We start from the raw sequence: 25193 nt of genomic DNA on the forward strand, positions 1-25193 counted from the left end.
TCTTTGCCCGGAATTTGACGGGCAAAGCCCTTTTCGAACAGATTCGATCCCCATTCCCGACGCGCCGTTCTCGTTAAAAAAATCGCACAATATCTGACGCCAAAAAATCACTTGATTTATTTATAGGATTATTGCACTCATGCATTAACGCCACAGGTTCTGGTGTCGATAGCCTCATCACAGTAAGTCCGCAAACACACCTAGGGGCACGTTATGTTCGGAAATAAGAACAAAGCTGAGCTGACGGCCATGAAGGCCGAGGTAGATGGACTCAAAGGACTGACAAGCGCGCTGGAAAAATCGATGGCGGTGGTCGAGCTGGGTCTCGACGGCAAGATCCTCCGGGCCAACGATAACTTCCTCGCGGCGATGGGCTATCGGGCTGAAGAGCTGGCGACCAAGACGCATCGCGACTTCTGCGAGCCGGAAATGCTCCGCAGCCGCGAGTACGCTGATCTCTGGGCATCCTTGAAGGCCGGGAAATTTATCTCGGGCACCTTCAAACGCGTCGGCAAGAATGGCCACAGCGTCTGGCTCGAAGCCAGCTACAACCCGGTGACGGATGCGCAGGGCAACGTCGTCAAGGTGGTCAAGTACGCCCTGGACGTCACCACACGCGTGATGCTGGAGAACGAAACCAACAGCAAGCTCGCCGCTGTCGACCGGGCGATGGCTATCTGCGAATTCGAACCCAACGGCAATGTGATAACCGCCAACAACAACTTCCTGAACGTCATGGGCTATGCGCTGGCCGAAATCAAGGGTAAACACCATCGCTCGTTCTGCGAGCCGACACTGGTCAACAGTCCGGAATACACCGAGTTCTGGCGCAAGCTGAACCACGGCGAGTTCATCGGCGACCAGTTCAAACGTATCGGCAAACAGGGTCGGGTTGTCTGGCTGGAAGCGACGTATAACCCGGTTTTCGATGTCGACGGCAAACTCTACAAAATCGTCAAGTTCGCCAGCGACATTACCCAGCGCGTCGAAAAACAGGAAGCGGACGCGCACGGTGCGTCGCGCGCTTATCACATCTCGGCAGAAACCGAGAAAGTGGCCGAGCAGGGAACCCTGGTCATTCAGGAAACCGCGCGGGAAATGCGTCAGATCTCCGAAAACATCGGTGCATCGGCGAAACTGGTGAGTCAGCTGGGCGATCGCTCCGAGCAGATCACCGCCATCGTCAACACCATTCGCGGCATCGCCGATCAGACCAACCTGCTGGCGCTCAACGCGGCCATCGAGGCGGCACGCGCGGGGGATCAGGGCCGTGGGTTTGCCGTGGTGGCCGACGAAGTCAGGCAACTGGCGGGACGTACCAGCGGCTCGACCACCGAGATTGCCGAAATGATTGGCAAGATCCTCGCCGAAACACGCGAAGCCGTGGCCAGCATGGATGCCACGCAGGAAGGTGCCATTCGTGGTGTGACACTGGCCGATCAGGCCGGCCAGGTGATCGTGCAGATCCGCGATGGCGCAAGCGATGCAGTCGAGGCCGTCAACATGTTCGCCACGCGCATGGACGAAGCTGAAGCGTTTGCAAAACCGGGCAAGCGTTGACGCTTCGGTAGCGCCGCGCCAATCAAGAACCCGCGCGCTGCGGGTTTTTTATTGACCGCTGATTACTGCACAAACCTTGGTTATCAGGCCCGTCTGCGCTTCAATAGCGCCCATTGCACCCCACGCCAGCCAAAGGACCGCTCATGGCCTCGCCAGACAAGCAGCAAAAACGTGCCAAGCGCGCAAAGATCAAGGCCAAGCAGAACCGCTCGGGCAAGGCTGCAACCAGCCTGGTTCATCCAGTATTCGCCTCGGCGCTGGTCAACCAGCCGTTCGACGACGTTGAACTCGACCTCAATACCTTCGACTTCAGCGACATTGTCGAGAACGGTTTTGACCCGGCCGACTACGACGACCTGTTCACGGCCATGAAGCAAGCCGAGGCCATCAGCCAGCTCGCGCTGTGCGTCGTCTTCCTGCAGTACCCGGTGCTGGCACTGGTGATTTCCGAAGAGGACGAAGACCCGGCCACGGACTTCATGATGGGCCTGCTTATCGTGTACCGCGCCATGTACCACGATGAAGACGAAGACAGCGCGATCGAGTGGATCGAAAGCCCTGCCTTCCAGAAGGATTACACCCTGGCGTCCGGCCTGCTGATGAAGAGGGAGACCAGGGCCGCACGCTGATGGAAGCTCGTGCCAATGCGCGGCATTGGCACGAGGGTCATGAGCCCAAGGGCGCGATCAACCCAGCGCAGCAGCGCCCACGCGACCGTCCTTGCGACGACGCGATACGATCAGGCCAGCGCCGATCACCAACAGGCTGAGTACGCCGGTGGCGATGATTTCGAGGCGATGCTCTTCCTGCATCAGCATGATGGTCAGCACCGCGACGATGAACGCGATCACTGCCCAGGTCAGCCATGGGAACAGCCACATCTTGAAGTCGATGGCCTCGCCCGCAGCAATACGCTTCTGGCGCATACGCAGCTGCGACACCGCGATCACCAGGTACACCAGCAGTGCGATGGCACCGGAGCTGGCGAGCAGGAAATCAAACACGGCCGCCGGCGCGATGTAGTTGGCGAACACGGTCAGGAAAGCCGCCGCAGTCGACATGATCACCGCCCAGTGAGGCGTACCGCCCTTGCTGGTGCGCTTGGACACGGCCGGTGCATCGCCGCGCTTGCCCAGCGAGAACAGCATGCGCGAAGCGGTGTACAGGGCCGAGTTCAGGCAGCTGGTCACAGCGACCAGGACCACCAGGTCGACAATCAGCTTGGCGTTCGGAATGCCCATTGCATCGAGCACGGTCTGATACGAACCCACCTCGGCCAGGCGCGGATCGTTCCACGGCACCAGCGACACCACGATGAAGATCGAAACCAGATAGAACAGGAAGATCCGCCAGATCACCGAATTGGTGGCCTTGGTGATCTGCTTGCCAGGGTTCTTGGACTCGGCCGCTGCGATGGTCACAATCTCGGTGCCCATGAACGAGAACATGGTGGTCAGCATTGCTGCCAGCACCGCGCCCATACCGTTTGGCAGGAAGCCGCCGGTATCGAACAGGTGGCTGACACCGCTGACGTTGCTGGTGGGCAGCAGACCGAAGATCGCCGCAACACCCAGCACCACAAACGCGATGATTGCCACGACCTTGATCAGCGCGAACCAGAACTCGAATTCACCGTAGTTCTTCACGCTGAACAGGTTGGTTGCCGTCAACACCAGCGTGATGACCAGCGTGAACACCCAGATCGCGATATTGGGGAACCAGGCATGCAGAATGGTTGCAGCGGCGTTGGCTTCCAGTGGAATCACCAGCACCCAGAACCACCAGTACAACCAGCCGATGGTGAAACCGGCCCAGTGGCCGATAGCGCGGTCGGCATAGGTTGAAAACGAACCGGTATCCGGCGAGGCAACGGCCATTTCGGCCAGCATGCGCATCACCAGTACCACCAGCGTACCCGCCGCGGCATACGCCAGCAGCACGGCAGGCCCGGCTTCGGCAATCGCGTGGCCGGAGCCGACGAACAACCCGGCGCCAATCACGCCAGCAATCGACAGCATCGTAATGTGTCGAGGTTTCAGCCCTTGTTCGAGCTCGGAAGAGTTAGCGGTACTGCTCATAAAACCACCTGTGCAAGACGAGCGAGGCACACCGGAGCGTTACGTAAAAAGAAACCTACGGTGCCGTTCTTTATATTTGACGCAAGAATTGCGCCAAAATATTTCGAAAACGACGTCGCTTAGAGAATACGAGGCCTGTGGCTTGACCCGTGAAGCCTGCAGGACGATGGCTTTTCTGCGCCGTCTGTAGGATTTGTTACCAAACGCCTCAGATTCGTCTACATGCACGCACCAAAAATGCCCCAAACCTTCCTCAAAGCGCAAACATGGTGCAGAAATCAGACCGCCGCTCAGCAAATGCTACTTCCAACACCCGGCCAAAGCTGGCAACATCGCGCCTTTTTCGCGCACGCCCCTGTTTTACAGGGCATCGTGCTTGCCTTCTTGCGACCGTCCGTTGCCCAGATGAGACAACCCGTCGAGCGCCTCCACGCTGGACACAATACGTCGATGGTTGTCCTTTAAACGCTGTGCTAGCTTGGCGTTCGCTGGCAGCCAGCGCGCACACTTCAACGAGGACCCCACATGGCCGAGGCCACGCCCGCCCTGGAAATCCGCAACCTGCACAAGCGCTACGATCAGCTCGAGGTGCTCAAAGGCATCTCGCTGACGGCTCGCGACGGCGACGTCATATCGATCCTCGGCTCGTCCGGCTCCGGCAAGTCCACGTTGCTGCGCTGCATCAACCTGCTGGAAAACCCGCATCAGGGCCAGATTCTGGTGGCCGGCGAAGAATTGAAGCTCAAGGCAGCGCGCAATGGCGATCTGATTGCCGCCGATAACCGGCAGATCAATCGTCTGCGCAGCCAGATCGGCTTTGTGTTCCAGAATTTCAACCTGTGGCCGCACATGAGCGTGCTCGATAACATCATCGAAGCCCCGCGTCGCGTCCTCGGTCAGAGCAAGGCCGAGGCCATTGCGGTGGCTGAAGAGCTGCTGGCCAAGGTAGGTATCGCCGACAAGCGCCATGCCTACCCCGCGCAACTTTCCGGCGGGCAGCAGCAACGCGCCGCCATTGCGCGTACGCTGGCCATGCAACCACGGGTTATCCTGTTCGACGAGCCGACCTCGGCCCTCGACCCGGAGATGGTTCAGGAAGTACTCGGCGTCATCCGCGCACTGGCCGAAGAAGGCCGGACCATGCTGCTGGTAACCCACGAAATGAATTTTGCACGTCAGGTATCAAGTGAAGTGGTGTTTTTGCATCAGGGAATGGTCGAAGAACAGGGCACACCGCAGCAAGTATTCGAAAACCCGCTGTCGGCAAGGTGCAAACAATTCATGTCGAGTCACCGCTAACGGAGCAACACCCATGCAATCGTACAAAAAGATCTTGCTGATCGCAGCGGCCACCCTTGCCTTCAGCGGCAGTGCCTTTGCTGAAACCATGAAAATGGGCATCGAAGGGGCCTACCCGCCGTTCAACAACAAGGACGCGAGTGGCCAGGTGGTGGGCTTTGACTATGAAATCGGCCAGGCCCTGTGCGCCAAGATGAAAGTCGAGTGCGAAGCGGTGACGTCAGACTGGGACGGCATCATCCCGGCGTTGATGGCCAACAAGTTCGACTTCCTGATCTCGTCGCTGTCGATCACCGAAGAGCGCAAGCAGGTGGTCGATTTCACCAATCCGTATTACTCGAACAAGCTGCAATTCATCGCGCCGAAAACCTCCTCGATCGACGTATCGAGCGTGGAAAAAGCCAAAGAGAGCCTTGTCGGCAAGTCAGTGGGTGCACAGCGCTCGACACTGGCCGCCACCTGGCTGGAAGACAAGCTCGGGATCATGGACGCCAAACTCTATGACACTCAGGAAAACGCCTTCCTCGACCTGTCCTCCGGTCGCGTCGACGCCATGCTGGCCGACAAATACGTCAGCTTCGAGTGGCTGAAAAGCGAAGCCGGTCAGCACTTCGAGTTCAAGGGCGAGCCTGTCGTGGAAGACGACAAGATCGGCATCGCCGTGCGCAAGGGTGACGACGCCCTGCGCGAGCGCCTGAACGCGGCCCTGAAAGAAATCATCGCTGACGGCACCTACAAGAAGATCAACGACAAGTATTTCCCTTTCAGCATCCTCTGATTCACCTGACCGCGTCGCCGCCGCTTGCTGTCGAAGCGCGGCGACCGGCCCTGACAAAGCCTGCCCATGAACATTGATCTCCACGGATTCGGCCCGGCCCTTGCGGCTGGCGCGCTGATGACGGTCCAGCTTGCTCTCTCGGCCCTGTGCCTGGGGCTGGTGCTCGGACTGCTCGGCGCCTTGGCCAAGACCTCGCCCTACAAGCCGCTGCAATGGCTGGGCAGTACCTACTCGACCCTGGTACGCGGCATTCCCGAACTGCTTTGGGTGTTGCTGATTTACTTCGGCACCGTCAACGGTATGCGCGACCTGGGCAAACTGTTCGACATTCCCGACCTGGCCCTCAGCGCCTTTGCTGCCGGGGTCATCGCCCTGGGCATTTGCTTCGGTGCCTACGCGACCGAAGTGTTTCGCGGCGCGATTCTGGCCATCCCCAAAGGCCACCGCGAAGCCGGGCTCGCGCTGGGCATGTCACGCTCGCGCATCCTTTTCAAACTGGTCCTGCCGCAGATGTGGCGCATCGCCCTGCCCGGCCTGGGCAACCTGTTCATGATTCTGATGAAAGACACCGCGCTGGTCTCGGTGATCGGCCTGGAAGAAATCATGCGCCACGCGCAGATCGCCGTGGGCTTCACCAAGCAAGCGTTCACCTTCTACATGGTCGCGGCCTTCATGTACCTGGGCCTGACCGTGCTGGCCATGGCCGGCATGTACTTCCTTGAAAAACGCGCCAGTCGCGGCTTTCTGAGGAGCGCGTCATGAACTGGGAAGTCATCATCAAGTGGCTGCCACGCCTGGCACAGGGCGCAACCCTGACCCTGGAACTGGTGGCGATTGCCGTCATCGCCGGGCTGATCCTTGCCATCCCGATGGGCATCGCCCGCGCATCGCGGCACTGGCCGGTGCGCGCCCTGCCCTACGCCTACATCTTTTTCTTCCGCGGCACACCACTGCTGGTGCAACTGTTCCTGGTCTATTACGGGCTGGCGCAGTTCGAGTCGGTGCGCCAGAGTGCGCTGTGGCCGTACCTGCGCGACCCGTTCTGGTGTGCCGTGGTGACCATGACCCTGCACACCGCCGCCTACATCGCCGAGATCCTGCGTGGCGCCATGCAGGCTGTGCCGCCAGGTGAAGTCGAAGCGGCACGGGCGCTGGGCATGTCGAAATGGAAGGCGCTGTTCTATATCGTCCTGCCACGCGCAGCACGCATCGGCCTGCCGGCCTACAGCAATGAAGTGATCCTGATGCTCAAGGCCAGTGCGCTGGCCAGCACCGTCACCCTGCTGGAACTGACCGGCATGGCGCGCACGATCATCGCCCGCACCTACCTGCCGGTGGAAATCTTCTTCGCCGCCGGCATGTTCTACCTGGTCATGACCTTCGTGCTGGTGCAGGGCTTCCGGCTGCTGGAAAAACTATTGCGTGTAGACGCAAGCCAAGGGCGCTGATATGAAAGGTGCTGGCGTCGATCCAGTCAGCACCTTGCCATACGAGTCCGCCACCATGCCCTCTGAACCTCGCTTGCAGGATGAACACCTCGGCAGCCACTTCGGTGCGCTGGACAGCTTCCTGTTCGCGCATCAGGCCTTGTGGCGGCCCAAGCCGTTCACGCACCTCTCCCTGCCTTGGGAAGACAAATACCCGGACCTCGCGCTCTGGCTGCGGCAACGCACGCTGGAACAGGCCGAGGCCGCGCACAATCACCCGGAACACCTCGACGCGCCCTTCCCGTTCAAGCAACTGGCCGCCGAAGCGGTCGCGCTGAGCCACGTCGCCGAACTGCCCGTGCACGCCCTGCAGCCAGTCGAGGCGCGCATGAGCGTCGATGTGCCGGGGCGCAAGTGGCAGCAGATCGAAGCCTTCGCCAGCCATCTGGACATGCGTGACAGCGCGACTCACTGGCTGGACTGGTGCGCTGGCAAAGGCCACCTGGGGCGCCGCCTGACCGGGCCCGGCCAGCGTCTGACCTGTCTGGAGAATGATCCGGCGCTGATCGAAGCAGGCCTGGCCCTGAGCACGCGGCAAGGCATCGACGCCAGACATGTGCAGCAGGATGTCATGGCCGACGATACGTGGCGCTACCTGCAACCCGAACATACGCCTGTGGCGCTGCATGCCTGCGGCGACCTGCACATTCAGTTGATGGAGCTGGCCAGCCAGACGGGCTGTCGGCGTATGGCGATTGCGCCGTGCTGCTACAACCGTACCCGGCACGACCTTTATCAGGCGCTGTCCAGCGAGGGCAAGGCGTCCGGCCTGAAGCTGTCGCGAGACGAGCTCGGCCTGCCGCTCAGTGAAACCGTGACAGCGGGCGCGCGCGTACGTCGTCAACGCGACATCTCGATGGCCCGCCGCCTGGGCTTCGACCTGCTGCAGCGCCGCCTGCGCGGCATCGATGACTACTTGCCCACACCCTCGCTGCCGACGTCATGGCTGGATGCACCCTACGCGGACTACTGCAACCATCTGGCAAAACTCAAGCATCTGCCTGCACCGGGCCAGCAGGACTGGGCTGCGCTGGAAGCCGCAGGCTGGAAAAGACTGGCCGAAGTGCGCAACCTGGAACTGGTCCGCGATCTGTTTCGGCGTCCGTTGGAGATGTGGCTGGTGCTGGACAGGGCGATGTACGTGCGCGAGCAGGGTTACAGCGTGAGCGTTGGCACTTTCTGTGACAGCCGGATTACACCGCGCAACCTGCTGATTCTGGCCCGAAAATCGTGACTGAAATCGGTTGAGCAACCTGTGGATAAGTCTGTTGATGAAAATGTGGATGAGTGCGTTAAAGCTTGGCGCGCCAGTTACTGAAGCCCCTTATTTTTTTCCGCCATCCTTCCCGTAACCCGCAAAAACAATGCCTTGCGGCTCAATGCACCCGACTGCACATAATCACCCGGCTGCGCAAAACTTTATCGGCAAATTGTGCATAAAGATTTGGTAAAGGCTCTGGCGCAAGCGTTTTGCGCGGCTCAATCGTGCACACGCAGACGCCTGTGCACGAGCTGTCGGGGCGCAAAATTTCAGACCTCTTCGACACACTCCAGCGAGCGCTCGACCATGACCTTGGCCATTTCCAGCATGTGCATGGAAGCGAACGCCAGATCGCGCTGCGAACCGGTCAGTTCATCGCCGAGTTCGTGAGCGGTGGCCGATGCGCAGCGCAGGAAATCCAGCGCGTGCACCAGGGTGGCTTCCAGGCTGATGAAGTCGAACTTGCTGTCGTGGGGTTCCTTGGCCGGTCGGGAGATTGGCAGGTAACACTCCATGGCGCGCTTGACCACAGCCTTGTCGAAGACCGGTGCTGCGCTGGACGGTTTGTTGGGCGGATCGGGGGTTACTTTGACCATGCTTTAGCTCCTTCTATTGAAGTCGCTGCCATTTCGCTACTAAACGAAAAGGCGGCAACTGTACGCGAGTTAGTAGACCGGTGAGCTAAGAACCGGCGCACCCGAAGGTGCCAAGCGCACAGTCGCCATAGCATCAGGACGAAGCCTAATGAAACGCGGCTGTGTTACGCCTTAACTCACTACGGGCTACTAAACCCGATCGCTGATAGGCAGCGACGGGCGGAGAGTAGAAGCCCAGATAGAGGGGCGCAAGCGGTCGGGGATTCTCTCGGAAATGTCCTTCAAAAGAAAGAGACGGTGCCTGCAAAAACGCGCCTGAAAGCGTTGCAAAAGGTGAGTTCACAGTACGACGCTTTGATTCTGGCCGAAGGCCGTAGGAGCGAACTTGTTCGCGAAGACTGAATACGCAGCGCCGCATTCCTGTCATGACTCACGACTAAAACTGATCATCCTTCAACCGCGCAAACGGCACACTGCGGTTCTGCAGCTTGCGCAACGTCAGCTTGTAGGCACTGGACTTGATCTGACTGCCCATCGGCGTCTCCTCCAGCAAAATCCGCCCCGACGCAAAGGCACAGCCCGTACTCATCATCTTGTACTTGAGCAGGTACAGCCCCGGGTCCATCTTGGCGAACACAAACACCGCCCCGGCCGGCACAAACGCATGCCGAAACGCCCTGCGCCCCACCGCATCCGTAACCTTGGCATACACCGCCGACTCGCCCGCCGAGTTATCCACAGTGATCTGCGACCAGCCGTTGTCCTTGAGCACCGGCATGTCCTTCACATAACCCGCCTTGTCCGGCCACGGCGCGCCCATCGGATCGAGCGCCGGCACGCCACACTCGGACGCCGCCGCATCCACCGATTTGGCCGGGCTCGCTACAGGCTCCTCGACCGGCTCGGCAGGCGCGGGCTTGACCCACGTCTGCGCAACCGGCGCAGGCTCCGACGGCACAAACGACTTGCCTGCACCCGGTTCGTAGCCCATCCACGCGCCACCCGCGCAGAAAACCACAAACAACAGCGCCCAACGCCACGCACTGCGACGACGCCTGTCACGGGAAGGAGATGCAGAAGCGTAGGAAGAGGACTTGGGCGCCGGTCCCGAACGAGCCGCCTGAGACGGCGCAGCAGCAGTCGCTGCAGAAGTGGCGGCATACACATGCACCGCCTGCCCACGCGCCGCATGCGCCTGCTTGCGGCGCGCAGCGTCCATACGCGCCTTGTGCTCATTGGCAGCGAGCTGCGCATCATAAGCCGCACGCCGCGAAGGGTCAGCCAGCACATCGTGAGACGCGTTGACGACGCCCATCATGTCCGAGGCGTAAGGATCTGGATTCCTGTCCGGGTGCAGCTTCTGCGCCAGCTTGCGATAAGCCTTCTTGATCTGCTCAGGAGAGGCATCGCGAGCAACACTCAGCAGCTCGTAATGCGTAGGCGTTCTCTGCATTGCACTTGCTGTCCATGGCTGACTGCCATTTTCGATACAGTTGTATCGGCCAAAAAGCCGGTAGCTCCAGTGCAAATCCGACGCAACAGCAACCAGCGCACAAGAAAATGCCCGAATCCAGAGGATCCGGGCATTTCTTGAAACATCGATGAAGCCTTCGTCGGCATCCAGACGCACATTCATGCGATTCAGACAGCCATCCTCAGCCCCACCCTGCGCAAAGCCGACAGGCCAGGCGCATGTGCAAATATCCTTCAACAACTCTTCAGCGAATGACCAGCCTGCGGCATACAACACCCCAAACCCGGTTACGATCCATCGCATCACTCATCAGATAGTCCTTTATCTGCATGGCTGAAAAGCTAACGACCCGTGCTGCTGACTCAGTAGCCTGGGCCGTTGAGAACAAGCCTATGCAAAGCCCTCCTGCCCCGCAACTGCCCAAAAATGGCGGGGTCGGATGGGTGCCTGTTCGTACGCCAAATCGCCATCAACGCTGGACCCATTGGTTTGCGCGACCAGGTTAAAAATCCAGCGTTCTGTCAGGCACAAGCGACGAGCGCCAAAGGCAAAATCAACGCCCGAATTCAACGCCATCCGCCCCACCACACAGACCAATCTGTCAAAACCGAAGGACACGTCCTGCACCACCACCCGCCCGCATCCGACCCGAGGCGCCAATGGTCGATTTTTTTCAACTGAATCAGACAGCTATGCTTTACAAGCGCATCAGACTCTATATACTCGCAGCCCATTAGCCGGTATAGCTCAGTTGGTAGAGCAACTGACTTGTAATCAGTAGGTCCCGGGTTCGACTCCTGGTGCCGGCACCATATAAATCAAGGGCTTGCAGCGATGCAGGCCCTTGTTTTTTGCGGTACACGTAACAAGCCACGTAACAAGCCATCCTTTCACTGCGCCTGACCAGGCCTTAGACGTGATTACTCGCGTCGGCAAAAGCGCACACGCCAACACACGTCCGCACCTCCCCAAGCAGCCCACCCAAGGGCAGCGTCTCAAAATTTGCTGGGGCAGAAAAAAAGAGCGATATTAGTAATATGCTTTGCTGAAAACGGCTACAGCCCTTGTAAAACAAGGCTCTCAGCGTTTTGGGGAAATAGCGATATTGAAGCGATATGAAGGCGATAATATTACCTTTATGAACAGTAATATTTACCTTCCTTAAAACCCAATGATTCCGGGGGTTTGGTAAAATATCGCTATTCATATAGCTACCATATCGCTATCCCCTGCTATATGAAGGACCCAGCGAAACCGGGGCCTCCAGCCCCTTTTTCCTCACATCTAGCTAATATCGCTATTTTTTTTACCCCACCCCTATTTTCAGAACGAAATCCCACCTTCCGGTCACGTTTCAGCGCCATCGACCCGGTCGGGGCATAGGAGATCAACATGTCCGAGGATTTATGCGTCACTGACCAGATCGCGTTGTCCCGCCATCGAGTTTTCCTCCTGAGGGAGTTGAATCGAACCAGGAGCATGGCGCTTCGTTCGGCGATCTATGACCAGCTCGCCCATTTTTCTGCGCTGCTCTGCATGCCGATACCTGCCCTCGATACCATTGGCTTGCCCGAACAATCAGCTGAGGACGCATTGATTCCCTTCTGGTCAGCACTCGACCTACTGGATGGCAAAGGCGAACAGTACAACCATTCGGCGGCACCCGAGTCGTTGCTCGCGATCAACTTCAAAGATCTGCAATCACGTCTTGACAAGCATGGTTGCGGGCTACAGATCGACTCATCTCTCCGCAGATTTCTAACCGAGTCCGTTAAGCCGAAATTCGTCGAGGCCAACAAGAACGTGGCCAGTGTTTTATTGAAGAAAACAGTCAGGTGTATGGTTTTTCAAGCCCGTGAGTAACTGTGTAACGCAGTGAAACCTCCAAACTGACCTACGAGCCTTGTCGCTCAGGGCTTTCAGCCCATCCACTGCGAACGAGGCTATGACCGAAATCGGCGTGCGATTTGATCGATCCTGATTTCGAAAACCCTGGCCTCAGGGTCTTTTTTAGTTTTTCACCCAGAGAAACCGGGGGCTTCTGCACGTAGCTCCTGAATGCTTTTCCAAGGTCCACAGTGCAATCCCACTGCATTCCTCTGCAAAACTTTGCACTCTGTGAAATGGCTGATCAGCCGCAGAGGCCCACGGCCCGCTTGGGCTTGAAGGGCTATTGCACTGCATCGAGATTTGCAAAAAAAACGGACGCGAAGCCCGTCGGCGGGAGGGGGATAAGTGCTTTTCCTTGCGTTTTTTTATTCCTAGGCCAATTTTCCCTCAAGCCAAGATCATCTGAGATTCAGTCCTTCTATCGGAGAGTGGCGGCGAAGCCAAAGCAAGCCAAGCCACTGTACGCACATACAGTTAAATTCGGAGGTCAGATGGTCACGGCAGTGGTTATCACAGAGAAAAAAGCAGAGGTTGATGCATGGGTCGCGTTGCTTGAGGACATCACTGCGTTGCTCGCTTGTCCCGGAGTCCATCACATATTGCTGCTGCAACGTGCTTGCGCTCTGCATACCTCGCAAATCGTGAACGCAGAGGAGTACAGCGACATGCTGGAACTCGCTGACGGAGCGCTCGCATATGCAATTGAGGAGCAGCTATACCTCCCTGCATCAGAAAGTGCCGCCTGATGCAGGTCTTGGTCATTCCAAGAGGCGCAAGGGTATAGCGTTGGAACCGAGAGAGAGGGAGCGGGACGAAGCGATACAAGGGAACGTGATAGTCCGATCGACTCACTGCGAATATTTAGGCAGGCATGCAAACATTGCCTGGCTTTAGGCAGGCATGCCCAAAAGAGGAACAGCGGCTTCCGGAGCTGGTGGACGTCACATTGGCCACCAATGGCCCACAACGGTTTGTGCTCAGTGGTATTGAATACGTCGGCGGCTGTGCCTACGCGCAGGCTTGTGTTATTGAGAATATCGCAGCATGCTGCGACGCGGAGTATTTTGGTTCACAAGGAAATATTATATTACTGAATGAATACACCTCCCTCTTAAAAGGGGTGATACTTTTTTAATCGTAGTGCTGTTAAGCGCTGCTACACTCCAGTTCTTCTAAAGACACATCTTATAATTAACTGCTCTTTAGTTTTGTCTATCGCCCGTTGTGACCCACCGAAGAACCTCTGCACTCATCTGTAAATACGTAGAATTTTAGATCAGGCGATCACAACGGATTGCATCACAGATGCAGGCCGTGTGCGCAGACATCATGACGCCACACACGGCTTGACATCATTGCTAGTTACGGTACGGGCTAGGAGAAAGTGTTGACATTCGAATTGATCCGCTCGGGTTCATAGTCACAATAAATCGCTCTGGAGACGCTGGGATGTCAGCATGGATACCCATTGCGTGCTGCAGAGCTTCGCGCATGTCACTCCAATCAGATATAGCGCTACGCATATCGTCCACATTCTCACGTGGCAGCATTCCCGGATTGATTCCTGACGCTCCCGTCATGAACCTATGCTGCATGTCCGCAAAATCCAGTGTTCTTTGCGTATGTGAGTAAAGATTGTTGTAGCGGTTTCTCAGGCTTTGAGGTGCTTGACTACTAATAAATTCATGCTGATCTCTTGGTAGACCAGCAGACTCCGCAAGTTGATGTCTGACGCTCAGAAGCTGATTGGAAGTTACGTTATCTTCGTCACCCGAGTTATTACTAACTCGGTCTGGGGAGTTCACCTGATGGGCCATCCTGGATCCGCCGACACATATATTTCCCATTCGTATACCCTCTTCAAGTACAGCATTTATGACGCCACTTGAGTGGTCATAGGGAGCGGTTTGGTTCCAAGCTTATAAGATAATTTCCCAAAATATTGCTAGCGCCGAATTTAGACATCAAAGCGTCACTGACTTGAGTTTGGCGGACAGTAACGCTGCCTTCGCAGCGTCTGCCGTGAACGCAACTGCATTACCAGGCACCGGGGTGGGCCCGTGCTGATGCGCGGCGAGTTGGATATTCATATCCTGAACCAGATCGAGCAGGTCACACACCACCTGAAATATGTTCACGGCCCCGGATCCGATCCAGTTTTTCGGAGCCTGCAGACGCTGACTCTCGCTGGTGATGCTCTCTCGCAATCCCTGAATGCGTTCGTGCATGTCGCCACCCACCGTGGCGTTGTGCTTCTGGCCGACCACCAGGTTCAGGTCACGCCCGGTGGCTTGGTGCAAGTCGTCCACCGCCGCCAGACTCGCAGATCCACCCGACAGCAGCTTGAGCGCTCCCAGGGCCTCGATCTTCTTTACGCCACCCACTGACTCTGTCGAATGGTCGTCCACTGTCCTGGTGTGGCTCTGGAAGCTTTCGGTGTTCGTCATGGCGTCGACTTCGCGCTCGATCGCCTGGTCCTGAATCTTGCCGTCAGTCTTGCGCAACCAGTTGCCATCCGCGTCGACGCGCTGCTGCACAGCGTCACTGTGCTGCCACACCTGGTCACCCTTGGGGACCTTCGGCAATGTCAGGCCATGCGGCAGGATCGTCTGAATGTAAGGCTTATGCGGCAGGCCGTAGGCGAAACACACCACTACGCTGGTGCCCTCCTCCGGAAAGGCGAAGAACCCCATTTCATCCCCACCCACTGGCATAGGCAGCGGCACACCGGCCAGTACCGGCAACGTCGTGTCGATCTCGCCGTCTGGCCCCATCACCTGCAGGTCGACCGAGAAGCGCGGTCGGAAGTCATCACACAGCCCGGCGCTGGCCGGCGCATCCGCCACGGCTACGACCTTGGCGAAGCGCGGCAAGTGATAGCCACCAGTGAGTTCAGGGAATTGTCGCTCTACGCTGCGCTTGATTGCGTCGTCCATTTGATAGCCATCTGCGTGCCGGCCAGCGTAACGTTCGTGATCCGCTCGCCCTGGTTGATTGATACGCCTGGTCGCAGGCCCGGCAAGGCCGCGATTATTGCGCTCTGGCTGCCCTGGTAACCGTCGAAAAGGTTAACCGGCAACTGCAACGGCGACCGAGCGCCGAAGAAACTGTCAGCCCAGGCACCGACGTAGATCTCGCCGTCGCCCTGTTGCTGCCAGATAAAGTCCTTGATGCCAAACACCCGCGCCATGCTGTCCAGTGCCTGGTAACCAGCGGCCAGGTTGTAGAAGAACGGCGTCTTGGTGCGTGTATACGCCTGATCCGGTACCCGAAAGCGCAGGCCGGTCTTGCTGCCGATATCGGCCAGTACCGCGCGCAGATCTACATGGCGCAGGTTCATGGGCAACGGGTTGGCCAGCACCGCAGCTAACTCGCGGCACAGCACCACCTGCTCGATGCCGTTGGTGGCAGTGCAGCGCTCGACATAGCCAATGAAATGACGCTGCAGGACCGCTTCGTTGTAGCCGATATCGAATGTGACCAAACCTTTGACGGTAACACCGGCCTTGATCGTGAACGTGGCGCGTCCCGGACTCTTGAGATCCAGACGAACATCGTCATTGATCAGCGGCATGGTCACGCCGCCGATCGTCAGCACCTTGTGCAGCTTCATGCTCATGGCGTGCCGCCCAGGTAGGTGTCCACTTTCTTGAGCACGGCCTCAAAACCGGTCAGCTCTTCGGGTGTGCCCGATCCGCTGCCCGCAACACCATCACCTGGTGCTGACTGCGACGTTACGCCGTTGCCGGCACGCCGGTTCTCAACCTTCTCCGGGTTGGATAGCTTCTCGCTCAGGGTGAACTGGACGATCCACTGAGCCAGTGTGTCGTCTTCACGGGCGCTGACCCCGTCAGAAAACGTCACCTGCCGGATCCCGAAGGCCTTGGCCGTGTCGTTCACGATGCGGTAGGTCTGGAGCTGGCCACCGCCTGCAGTCGCCTCGGCCAGGCGCATGATAGTGCGCAGGTCCTCAAGGGCCTTGTAGGGGATTGTCAGCGCGACGGTCAGCGTCTTGGGTTTGAACCCCTTGTGCGATTTGTCGGTAGCCGATGTCTGGCCGCCCAGCTCGTCGGCCTCGATCTTGAGGTTGGCCGTCAGCTTCATGCGGTGGCCGACGATCTGCTCGCCATTGAGTAGCAGCGTCATAGGCCCACCAGTTCCTGGACAAAGCTCAGACTCTCCGCAGATCCGACCAACAATGCGCCTGCACACAGCGGCCATTCATGACCAGGTGCTTCGCCTTCGAGCAGTTCGCGACGCAGCTGGCCCAGGTCACCCGGTCCCAGCATCCTGGACTGTATCGATACGTCGTCGGCACTGTTGGTGAACTGGGCTTTCAGATCGGCCAGCTGCTGCTCGCGCTCTTGTACCTGCGCCTTCTTTCGCGCCTGCAGATCTGCAAGGTCCGACATGGGCGAGCTGTCGGCGGCATAGCCTTCGAGTACCGCCAGTTGTCCGGCCATGGACTGGCTGGCCAGCTTGGTGATCGGGCAGCGCTGCAGCGGCAACTGGCTCCAGAGCGGCATTTGCCCGGCGATCGGCATGATCCATTTTTCCACTTCCAGCTTGGCCAGGTGTTCGGCACGGCGCTCGGCGCGCACCAGGTCAGGCATAGGCAACACCACGTTGAACCGCCCCAGCGTTGCCGCGAGCTGGTCCAGGCGCGTGGCAAGGAATATCAGTACCAGGGCGCTCTGCTGACCTTGCGGGCGGACTGCGTCGGTCGTGTCAGTCAACTTATCGGCCAGCAGCTGCAGCAGGTTGGGCGCAGACAGAAAGCGTTGGTGACCACCGCTGCCCTGCCCTACACCGTGCTGAAACGGCGTCACCACAATGCACGACGGAATGTTTTCAAACTGCGCGACCAGCGCATCACGTCCGGCGCTGATGGCGGACTTCGCGGCACCTGCGATCAGACCAGGACTGGTGGTGGCGATATCGGCCAGCATCGATACGCGCTGGCCGGTGATGACCATTTCGCTCTGGATCAGGTCACGAGCGTCCGCCATCTGATCCATCCACTGGGTGGCCTGCACCGGCCATTGCAGTTTGATCGGTGCCCATTCATTCGCCATTGAGCACGACCGCTTCAATCCATCCAGGAGTAACCGGCTGTGTGGTCTCCTTCGGGTAGCCAGGCACCTGCGGCCATTCACGCACTGCCTGCCGCCAGGTCAACAACTGGGTGAATTGCTCGGGTGTGATCGGCAGTTCACCGCCCAGATCGCGAGCATCGCGGTACTGCGATACCAGGTTATCCGACACCTTCAAACGCAGCTCCATCCAGAGCCTGGCTAACAACGTGGGATCGCCCTGGACAACAACGTCCTCGGCGTAGTCGGTAGCGTGGCCGCCGGCGTCCAGGTAGTCGACAACGGCTTGATACAGCGGTGGATTGTAGTCCTGGGTAACATGACAACGGTTGCCAGCAACGGTTATCACGAACGAGCCATCGTTTTTACGGGCGACGTCGGTAAACATTACCGCGACGGTCTCAGGCTCCTGAGCCGGGGACTGGTCCAAAGGCGGCAGCACCTCTTCGAGTATGTTGAGTGAAATATCAGTCATGGTGCGTATCTCCAGGCGAAACCATAGATGGTCGATCCCCCACTAAATTGAATGACGGTGCCGCCTGCTGCTTGACCACCACGACCTATAACGCCGGCGCCGCCGGAGTAGTAGTGCATCAGCGTGTAGCACCAGGTGCCGCCTGCCGGGAGCTGCACGGACGTGCCCACTACCGCAACCGAGAAAAAGTTACTGGTGTCGGGCCGGAAGAAATTCTGTTCTCCCCAGAGCACCCCCATGTCTGATGCATCTACCTGCAGGCGCAGGCCTGCGCCATTGTTTGACCAGCCCAGCCTCAACGTATTGGCGTTCTGACTCGCACCGCCACCTTGCTGCACAGGGGTGAAACCGAGACGGTTCTGCAGGTAATAAATGCCGCCGTTAGAGCTACGACGGAAATAAGGGAACTCCGGGTTGTCGCTGGCGAAACCAGCGGTCTGGATCGAATCCCCGGCGACGCGCTGGTTCAGCAGAGAGTTGACCTGAGAAACCGTGTAGCAGTCCGTGATGCCGTAGCCGGCGATGGAGTTGGATTTGTTGGCCTTGTCGTTGGGGTTGAACGAGTGCTCCGTCCAGATCCGGCCAATGTCCGAGGTGTCGACCGTCAACTTCAGACCGACGTCCGACCAACCGATGTACACCTTGTTGGTCTTCTGGCCTGCACCGCCACCTTGCTGCAAGGGCGTGAAGCCAAGCTGCGGCTGCAGGTAATAAACCTTTTCATCAGAGATGCGACGGAAATACGGATAGTCGGTGTTGTTGCTGGCAAAACCGGCGTGAATAATGGAGTCGGCCAGTACCCGTCTGCCCACCAGGTCGTTGACCTGCTCGACGGTATAAGCGTTGGTGATCCCGTAGCCGCTCAGCGAGGTGGCCTTGTTGGCCTTGTCATTGGGGTTGAATGAGGTTTCCGTCCAGATCCTGCCCAGATCGTTGCCGTCGACGCTCGCTTTGAGCGTCGCGCCGGTCCAGCCGATGTTGATCTGATTGCCCTTCTGGTCAGGCCCACCGCCTTGCTTCACGAAACTTTTGTTCGCGTCATCCTTGCTGTACGCATCGGTGATGCCGTAGCCGGCGAGCGTTGTCGGGTTACTGCCGCCGGTCACCAGACCTTTCACGTTGACGTTTACTTTTGTGTACGCACCTGCCGCGACACCGCTATCGGCCAGCGTCAGCGCGATCTCTGTATCGCTCGCGCCGTCATAGGTACCAGAGCCAGTGGCCGCACCTTTGAACTTCAGGGTTCGGGCCGTCGACAGGCGCGCCGCTTTGCCCACTACGGTGGTGCCGTCGACGATCGCAGCGATGACGGCATCCAACGCCGAGCGCACCGCGTTGACTAGTTTGGTACTGGCCAGCACAGCACTGCTGTTGCTGTTCGGATCGTCGCTGATCGCGTTGGGCAGCTTGCCAAGGCCCACATCGTCCTTTGTCGTGGCGCGAGCGCGCAGCTCCGGATAGTCACCAACCCGCGCCGCGAAGTGCTTCACCAGCTCGCTGTCGATCGCCTCGATCGGACGCAGGTCGACCAGGCTGCTGGTACCGGAGATGTCGGCCAGCGGTACCAGGTAGTGCCTGGCCGAGGCGCTGTCGGTGTAGTCGACCTTCGCTTCCTGGCCGAACACAACCTTGAACGAGGCAACGACGTCGCTCAGCTCGCGCTGCAGCACCACATCCAGCCAGGCTTTGGTCGGCACTGCCGGCACGGTCACAGGTAGTACGGTATCGAGCTGCAGACGAACGCCTTCGACATAAGCCACGCCCGGATTGAGCTGGTAGGCATTGCCCACCTTCTGCAGCTGCAGGCCTGCGCCGAAAAAGCAGGCGCGCCCGAACATGTCCCGGTTGCTGATGCGTTCACGCTCATCGATGCCTTTCATGCGCGCGGTGTAATCGAACTGCCAGGTACTGGCGTCGATCTTGATGCCAGTCAGTTGCTGGGCACCGTCGAACACCACCAGGAAGTTGCGCGTGACGTTGTTGCCGATCTGGTCGGGCAGGATGTTTTTGCGCTTCTGTTGCACCGGCACGTAGGCGACCGACAGCAGCACGTCGTCGCTGGTCTCCATGCCGATCCAGTTCCAGTCGAAGTCACCGATATCGGTGCCCATCAGCAGGCTATACACCACCTGGTTAGGGTTCACGTAACCCTGCTGGGTGATGTTTGCGGTGTAGACGATCTGGGACGCTGGCGGCTTCACGCCCGCGCGATTGACCGGGCCGCTCACATTGAGGCCTGGCACGTTGGCCAGCACGAAGCGGGCCACGGTCAGCGGCAGGTTGGCCGCTTGTTTCTGGGCGATCAGTTTCTCGCCGGCGAGGGTGATGCTTGCAGCCATGAGGGCTCCTAAAGGCTGGCGACCAGCGTTTGCTGATCGTCATTGAAATCCACCAGGGCAACAGCGAGCCGCACCGGGGTGATGGTTACAAAGTCATACCGGCGACAGGTGCGCCCGTACTGACGGATCAGCACACGCAACAGGTCGGGGTTCTCGGACAGTTGGGAATCGCTCAGGGTGAGCAACACGACGTCCCAGTCGCGTTCGGGCATACGTTCCTGGATCTCGACATAACCCACGCCGAGGCGCTCCAGGATGCGTTTCAAACCGGCAGTGCTGCCGGCGTCCACGGAGTTGATAAAGGCGTACTTGACCCGCAACCGGAACAGGCTTTCGGGTTCGGCGGGAAACCGCGTGACGTCGCGCTGCCAAGCCCACAGCTCCAAAATGGACAGGTGGCAGGTGTCCGCGTCGAACTGCAGATAAGGCCAGCGCAGCCACTGGGTGGTCTGTTCCCACCAGAGCTGGGCGGTGGCCACCAGCTTGGTCAGCTCCAGCCCTTCGAGCCAGAACGGCAGCTTGAGCTTGATCATTGCAGGACCACCGCCAGGCTCTGGATCCGGGGGATGGTCAGCGCGGACACGATGTCGGCATTGGCGAAACGCAGCGAGCTGATGTTGGGAAACTGGACGTGCAGTTCTTCGGTCAGGCGGCTGAAACTGAAACGCGACTGGGGAAAGGTGCGGGTCGGGGCGTAATCGCTCTGCGTGCTCTCGCGAAACGCGGCCCGGATGAACAGCCCGACTTCGGTCTGCAGCGCCTGCAACTGCAGCTCCGTCAGGTTGGCCACCGGCCAGACGTTGACGCTGATCGCGTGCCAAGTTTCGGGTATGGCCATGGCCAGCAGGTCGTCACCGTGACCGTGGTTGCCGCCGTCACGGATATGCGTGTTGATCTGCTCAAGGAAGGTGTCGGCTGGCACGCCGGCGTCGAACAGCACGAAGGCATTGGCGCTGCCTGGTCCACGCGGTGCGCCGTGTTCAAAGTACACGCCGTCAGCGGCAACCCCAGGAAACCCGGTAATAATTGCCCGATACACCGCGTCGGTGTGCCATTGGTTGACCGCCGAAAACTGGTTGCGCACGCGCAGACGTAGCTGGTCGTCATGCTCGGAATCCGCGCCAGGCGTCTGCAGCCAGTCGGTATTGTTCACCACCTGGACAACGCCCGGTACCGACTGAGGCAGCACGGCGTAATAACCAGGTGCCAGGTTGTAGCCGCTGCCGGCTCCCACGGCCTTGACCGGCACCACCAGCTGACTCTGGCCCTCTTCAAAGCTGCGCGGCTCGGTGGTCACCAACTGGTAGATATGACCGTTGAGGGTCGGTGACTGGACGACAGTGCCGATCGGCACTTCCAGCTCGCCACCGGTATTGGCGCGGGTAAAGAGCAGTTCACCAACGGCCACCGTCGCAGCCTTGCGCTCGATGTTTACCGCCCAGGCCAGCATGTCTAGCCACTGCGCACCGGCAGTCTTGACGAAGAAATTCGGCAGCACCGTACCGCTGACGAACTCCAGCAGCCACAACACCGGCTTGGTAACAAGTGCCGTGATGATCCGCCAGAACGGGCTGTACGCGCTGGTGTTGGTCAGCGTGCTGCCCTGCTCGACGGCGAGCTTTTCCCAGGCCTGTTTGAGCTGCGTCTCAGTGGTCGGAATGCCGGAGTCACCCAGCGCCTTTTTGAAGTCGACGGTCATAGGGTGATCTCCACCTGGCCGAACTTCACGGTCGTGGCGGTCACCAGGTACACACCCGGCTGGGTCTGCTCGATCTGCGCAGTGCCTGGTACCAGGCGTTCGTCATCCTCGACGAGCAGCTCCATCTGCTGAATGCAGTCACGCTGACGCAACCGGTCGCGCTCGGCCACCAGGGTGATCAGCAGGCCGCTTTCGCGGATCAGGTGCGCGATGTCCTGGGCGATTGAGGCGCGGTCATCTACCAGCAGGGGCTGGCGGGCCGGATCGAGCACCAGGTCATTGTTCATGATCAACAGATCGACGTATTCGCTCATCAGCCGCCCACCGCCATAGCCATCATGTTTTCCAGCTCCAGCGGGGTCATCTGCTTGGAAGTATTGATGTTCACGGTCTCGACGTGGGTGCCGGGGCGCTGGTTGGGATTCATGGCGTTGCTCTGGTTCTGGAAGCTTTGCATCAGTCCTCCTTTCGGGACGGCCTGCGGTTTGGTGGGGCTGATCGACGTATTGGCGTTGATCGCCTTGCGGGCCTCGATACCCTTGTCCGATTTGGCGGGCAGCTCGATGACCTTCTCGACGCGCTCTGGCAGAGCAGCTTTGGCCGGCATAGAAAACGCCAGGTCAGCCGACGCCGGCGGCAGCATGATCGGGTCGGCCTGGCTGATCTGCGGAGCAGGCATCTGCAACGGTTTGAAGGGCAGCACGTTGGGTTGCGGCAGGCTGATGGGCGGTGCCGGTTGGATCTGAACTGCAGGTGCGGGAACCTGCACATGCGCAGACTGAGCGACGGCAGCCGGTACCAGGGCCAAGGGTTTGGGTGCCTGAGTTGCGGGAGCCTGCGCAGCCGAGGCGACTTTCGCCCCCGGCACTGTGCCCGCTGGCGGTGTGGTCACCACTGCCGGCAGTTGTGGACCCGGTACAGGTACGCCCACCTGACCAGGCAGATCGGGCACCTTCGGCGGCTCTGGCAAATCGCCAAACGTGGTCTCGATGTTGATACCGGGGATCTTGTTGGCCATCTCGATCAGGCCATTGATTGCGCCCTTCACCGTGGACAGGATGCTGTCCCAGGCAGTTTTGGCGATGCCGGACCAGCCGCCCATCGAGTCGAACCAGCTGGACAGTTTGGCCATCTGATCGCTGATCCACTGGAACGCGGTGGTGTTCATCAGCGCCGTGCACAGATCGTCCCAGTACACGACCGCCGCAACCACGGCAGCGGCCAACAGGACAATGCCGGCCACGATCAGCAGCACCGGGTTGGCCAGCATGGCGGCGTTGACCAGCCAGATCGCGCCCTGCCACAGCAACATGCCGACACGCACGATCGCCATCCAGGTGTACAGACCGATCAGGCCGACGACGAATGCCGCGACCATGACCGTGTGGAACAGGAACATGGCGATCGATTTGAAGCCTTGCCAGGTGAGCAGCTTCCAGACGGTGAGCATGCCCAGCCAGACCATCTTGCTGACCCCGACTACCAGGGTCAGCAACGACATGGCGGCAATGAAGCCAAAGACCACCAGCGTGGTGATACCGATGATGCGCGTGATGTTCGGGAACAGTTGCGTCCAGCGGGTCAGGGTCTTGGCAATGCCCACCAGACGTTCCATCAGAGGCATCAGCGTCGGGATCAGGGACTGACCGAAGGCAATGCGCAGCGCTTCGACGGCTTTGCCAAACTGCTCCCAGGGGTCGACCATGGCCTTGGCCATCTTCTCGGCGTTCTCCAGGCCCCGGACCTTGCCCAGTTCGGCAATGCCGTTGCGCAGGCGATCGGTGTCCTTGGCCAGCGCGCCGATCACCTGGGCACCTTCACCGCCGAACACTTCCATCAGCTTGGTGCCGGCAGCCGCGCTGGTCAGGTCGCCGTACTTGCCCTGCAGCTTGTCCATGATCTGCAGCATGGGCAGTGCATTGCCGGCGGCGTCCGTGAAGCTCAGGCCGGTTTTCTCGGCAGCCGCGCTGAGGTTTTCAAAAAACGCCTTGTAGCGCCCGCCGGCGTCGCCGCCTTCCATGGTGCTGGACAGCGTACCGACCACCGCCATTTGTTCGGCAAAGCTGACACCGGCCTGGGTGGCGATCGCCCCTACTTCCTTGAAGGCGTCTTTCAACTGGGCACCATCGGTGCGAAACAGCTTCACCGCCAGCGCGGTCTGGCCGGTCAGTTGCTGGGCCCATTCCACCCGGCCCATCTTGTCAGCCTGAGACTTGAACAGGTTGTACATGGTGCCCAGGTACGCGCCAGTGGTTTCGGCGTCGGATTTGGTGACCTTGGCCAGCAGGTTACTGGCGCTGGTGATGGTGGCCAGCTGGCCGCCGACCAGGCCCTTGATCGCGCCATCGATGACACGTGACGACGCCACGAACTCGGCGGCGCTGGTGGCGTAGGTGATCGAGAATTCGAGTGCAGTCCGGTTCAGCGACGCCAGCGCGTCTTCAGTGGTGCCCAAGGCGCGCATGTCGCCCAGCGCCCGGTTCACTTCCAGCGCCGGTTCCAGTGATTCGGTGATGGCCTTGCCCGCCCCCACCATGCCGGCCAGGCCCGCCCCCATCTGAATGATGTTCTGCTGGCTCTTGGCGGCAAGGTCGCTGAAGCTGGTTTTCACCTTGCCCAACGGGGCACTGACCTTGTCGGTCAGTTTCAGGATGAAAGCCAGGCGGGCGGAACGGTCAGCCATCAGGGTTATCCGTTAAAGGCAGTGGAAATGCCGTTGGCGACGGCAATTTCCATGCGTCTCCAGTGTTCGTCTTCAAGCCACTTGGCGGTGCCCATGCTTTCAATCGTGGGCTCAGCGCCAGGCAGCCAGCGTTGGGTCAGGGCCAGCAACTGGCCCAGCCCGTCCTGGGTCAGGCCTTCGGCATGTTCGAGGGCTTTTTTACGATCACTTCAACGTCCGGCGAATACTCTTCAAGCAACGCACCGGCCAGGGTCATGGTGGTGATCGGGTTTTCCAGCAGCGCTTTCAGTGCGGCCTTGTCTTCGTCCTTGACGGTCCCCATCAGCAGGTTGTGGGCCGGGGCGACCTTGTTGGCCTGGGTCGTTGCGTTGAAGTACTTGGTGATCACCTGCGGGGTCAGGTTGAAGGTAAATTCCTTGTCGCCACGTTCCAGGGTGATGCTGCGGTTTACTTCGCTCATGTCGGTGTTTCCGTAGGTTGA

General features: G+C 59.3%; 25 protein-coding genes, 1 tRNA gene and 1 pseudogene. 11 read left to right on the top strand and 16 right to left on the bottom strand.

The genetic code is table 11. The features are described from left to right. Positions 1-213: 213 nt before the first annotated feature. A complete protein-coding gene (locus AC54XV_RS25665; protein ID WP_103378611.1) occupies positions 214-1560 on the top strand; it encodes a methyl-accepting chemotaxis protein in 1347 nt (448 codons plus the stop codon). Between the two features lie 143 nt (positions 1561-1703). Beyond that, positions 1704-2189 (top strand): hypothetical protein, encoded by a 486-nt coding sequence (locus tag AC54XV_RS25670; RefSeq protein ID WP_004407280.1) that lies wholly within the window; start codon positions 1704-1706, stop codon positions 2187-2189. A 57-nt stretch (positions 2190-2246) separates the two neighbouring features. On the opposite strand, the gene gabP is transcribed toward AC54XV_RS25670, so the two are convergent. Beyond that, the gene (gene gabP, locus AC54XV_RS25675; RefSeq protein ID WP_496717422.1) at positions 2247-3638 is read right to left on the bottom strand and encodes a GABA permease; all 1392 of its coding nucleotides are present in this window, start codon (positions 3636-3638) and stop codon (positions 2247-2249) included. 525 nt (positions 3639-4163) lie between these two features. Between gabP and AC54XV_RS25680 the strand changes: the two genes are divergently transcribed. From AC54XV_RS25680 to AC54XV_RS25700, 5 genes are all read left to right on the top strand, one after another. After that, positions 4164-4937, top strand: coding sequence for an ABC transporter ATP-binding protein (locus AC54XV_RS25680; RefSeq protein WP_004407276.1), 774 nt, complete (start codon positions 4164-4166; stop codon positions 4935-4937). Positions 4938-4950: 13 nt separating this feature from the next. Next, entirely contained in the window at positions 4951-5715 is a 765-nt protein-coding gene (locus AC54XV_RS25685) for an ABC transporter substrate-binding protein (RefSeq protein WP_032655861.1), read from the top strand. A gap of 66 nt (positions 5716-5781) precedes the next feature. Beyond that, the gene (locus AC54XV_RS25690) at positions 5782-6477 is read left to right on the top strand and encodes an ABC transporter permease (protein WP_496717424.1); all 696 of its coding nucleotides are present in this window, start codon (positions 5782-5784) and stop codon (positions 6475-6477) included. Next, positions 6474-7163: an ABC transporter permease gene (locus AC54XV_RS25695; RefSeq protein ID WP_003318320.1), complete on the top strand. Its 690-nt coding sequence runs from the start codon at positions 6474-6476 to the stop codon at positions 7161-7163. Before AC54XV_RS25690 ends, AC54XV_RS25695 begins: the two co-directional genes overlap by 4 nt. Before the next feature lies 1 nt (position 7164). After that, complete coding sequence (locus AC54XV_RS25700) at positions 7165-8436, top strand: methyltransferase (RefSeq protein WP_496717426.1); 1272 nt, start codon at positions 7165-7167, stop codon at positions 8434-8436. A 296-nt stretch (positions 8437-8732) separates the two neighbouring features. On the opposite strand, the gene AC54XV_RS25705 is transcribed toward AC54XV_RS25700, so the two are convergent. Then, on the bottom strand, positions 8733-9059 hold the full coding sequence (locus AC54XV_RS25705) for a DUF6124 family protein (RefSeq protein ID WP_003434742.1): 327 nt from the start codon (positions 9057-9059) through the stop codon (positions 8733-8735). Positions 9060-9495: 436 nt separating this feature from the next. Further along, positions 9496-10512, bottom strand: coding sequence for a J domain-containing protein (locus AC54XV_RS25710; protein WP_496718999.1), 1017 nt, complete (start codon positions 10510-10512; stop codon positions 9496-9498). 757 nt (positions 10513-11269) lie between these two features. Between AC54XV_RS25710 and AC54XV_RS25715 the strand changes: the two genes are divergently transcribed. From AC54XV_RS25715 to AC54XV_RS25730, 4 genes and pseudogenes are all read left to right on the top strand, one after another. Beyond that, positions 11270-11345: transfer RNA gene (locus AC54XV_RS25715), tRNA-Thr, on the top strand. Between the two features lie 580 nt (positions 11346-11925). Continuing rightward, positions 11926-12396 (top strand): hypothetical protein, encoded by a 471-nt coding sequence (locus AC54XV_RS25720; RefSeq protein WP_011269305.1) that lies wholly within the window; start codon positions 11926-11928, stop codon positions 12394-12396. A 518-nt stretch (positions 12397-12914) separates the two neighbouring features. After that, positions 12915-13169, top strand: a complete 255-nt coding sequence (locus AC54XV_RS25725) for a hypothetical protein (RefSeq protein WP_496717428.1) — start codon at positions 12915-12917, stop codon at positions 13167-13169. Further along, positions 13169-13444: pseudogene (locus tag AC54XV_RS25730) on the top strand (hypothetical protein); the annotation flags it as partial. The gene AC54XV_RS25725 and the pseudogene AC54XV_RS25730, both read left to right, overlap by 1 nt. A gap of 337 nt (positions 13445-13781) precedes the next feature. On the opposite strand, the gene avrPto1 reads toward AC54XV_RS25730, so the two are convergent. The 13 genes from avrPto1 to AC54XV_RS25795 all read right to left on the bottom strand — a co-directional run bounded on the left by avrPto1 (position 13782) and on the right by AC54XV_RS25795 (position 25172). Next, positions 13782-14270, bottom strand: coding sequence for a type III secretion system effector AvrPto1 (avrPto1, locus tag AC54XV_RS25735; protein WP_496717430.1), 489 nt, complete (start codon positions 14268-14270; stop codon positions 13782-13784). A gap of 117 nt (positions 14271-14387) precedes the next feature. Next, positions 14388-15359 carry a hypothetical protein gene (locus AC54XV_RS25740; protein ID WP_496717431.1) on the bottom strand — a complete coding sequence of 324 codons (972 nt, stop codon included), beginning with the start codon at positions 15357-15359 and terminating at the stop codon, positions 14388-14390. Then, the gene (locus tag AC54XV_RS25745; RefSeq protein WP_496717432.1) at positions 15332-16042 is read right to left on the bottom strand and encodes a hypothetical protein; all 711 of its coding nucleotides are present in this window, start codon (positions 16040-16042) and stop codon (positions 15332-15334) included. Before AC54XV_RS25745 ends, AC54XV_RS25740 begins: the two co-directional genes overlap by 28 nt. Then, a complete protein-coding gene (locus tag AC54XV_RS25750; protein ID WP_055010898.1) occupies positions 16039-16569 on the bottom strand; it encodes a baseplate complex protein in 531 nt (176 codons plus the stop codon). Before AC54XV_RS25750 ends, AC54XV_RS25745 begins: the two co-directional genes overlap by 4 nt. Continuing rightward, on the bottom strand, positions 16566-17498 hold the full coding sequence (locus AC54XV_RS25755) for a hypothetical protein (protein WP_496717433.1): 933 nt from the start codon (positions 17496-17498) through the stop codon (positions 16566-16568). Before AC54XV_RS25755 ends, AC54XV_RS25750 begins: the two co-directional genes overlap by 4 nt. Then, entirely contained in the window at positions 17488-17991 is a 504-nt protein-coding gene (locus tag AC54XV_RS25760; protein WP_496717435.1) for a hypothetical protein, read from the bottom strand. The genes AC54XV_RS25755 and AC54XV_RS25760 overlap by 11 nt, the downstream gene beginning before the upstream one ends. Beyond that, complete coding sequence (locus AC54XV_RS25765) at positions 17988-20330, bottom strand: phage tail protein (RefSeq protein ID WP_496717437.1); 2343 nt, start codon at positions 20328-20330, stop codon at positions 17988-17990. The genes AC54XV_RS25760 and AC54XV_RS25765 overlap by 4 nt, the downstream gene beginning before the upstream one ends. Positions 20331-20338: 8 nt before the next feature. After that, the gene (locus AC54XV_RS25770) at positions 20339-20863 is read right to left on the bottom strand and encodes a phage tail protein (RefSeq protein WP_496717439.1); all 525 of its coding nucleotides are present in this window, start codon (positions 20861-20863) and stop codon (positions 20339-20341) included. After that, a complete protein-coding gene (locus tag AC54XV_RS25775; RefSeq protein WP_496717441.1) occupies positions 20860-22029 on the bottom strand; it encodes a baseplate J/gp47 family protein in 1170 nt (389 codons plus the stop codon). Before AC54XV_RS25775 ends, AC54XV_RS25770 begins: the two co-directional genes overlap by 4 nt. Then, positions 22026-22343, bottom strand: a complete 318-nt coding sequence (locus tag AC54XV_RS25780) for a DUF2590 family protein (RefSeq protein ID WP_003342289.1) — start codon at positions 22341-22343, stop codon at positions 22026-22028. The genes AC54XV_RS25775 and AC54XV_RS25780 overlap by 4 nt, the downstream gene beginning before the upstream one ends. Beyond that, positions 22343-24712 (bottom strand): phage tail tape measure protein, encoded by a 2370-nt coding sequence (locus AC54XV_RS25785; protein WP_496717444.1) that lies wholly within the window; start codon positions 24710-24712, stop codon positions 22343-22345. The genes AC54XV_RS25780 and AC54XV_RS25785 overlap by 1 nt, the downstream gene beginning before the upstream one ends. A gap of 5 nt (positions 24713-24717) precedes the next feature. Beyond that, positions 24718-24861, bottom strand: a complete 144-nt coding sequence (locus AC54XV_RS25790) for a DUF6890 family protein (protein ID WP_003342293.1) — start codon at positions 24859-24861, stop codon at positions 24718-24720. Positions 24862-24881: 20 nt separating this feature from the next. Then, on the bottom strand, positions 24882-25172 hold the full coding sequence (locus AC54XV_RS25795) for a putative phage tail assembly chaperone (RefSeq protein ID WP_003342295.1): 291 nt from the start codon (positions 25170-25172) through the stop codon (positions 24882-24884). Positions 25173-25193: the final 21 nt, after the last annotated feature.

The organism is Pseudomonas fragariae (ex Marin et al. 2024) (genome assembly GCF_059621105.1).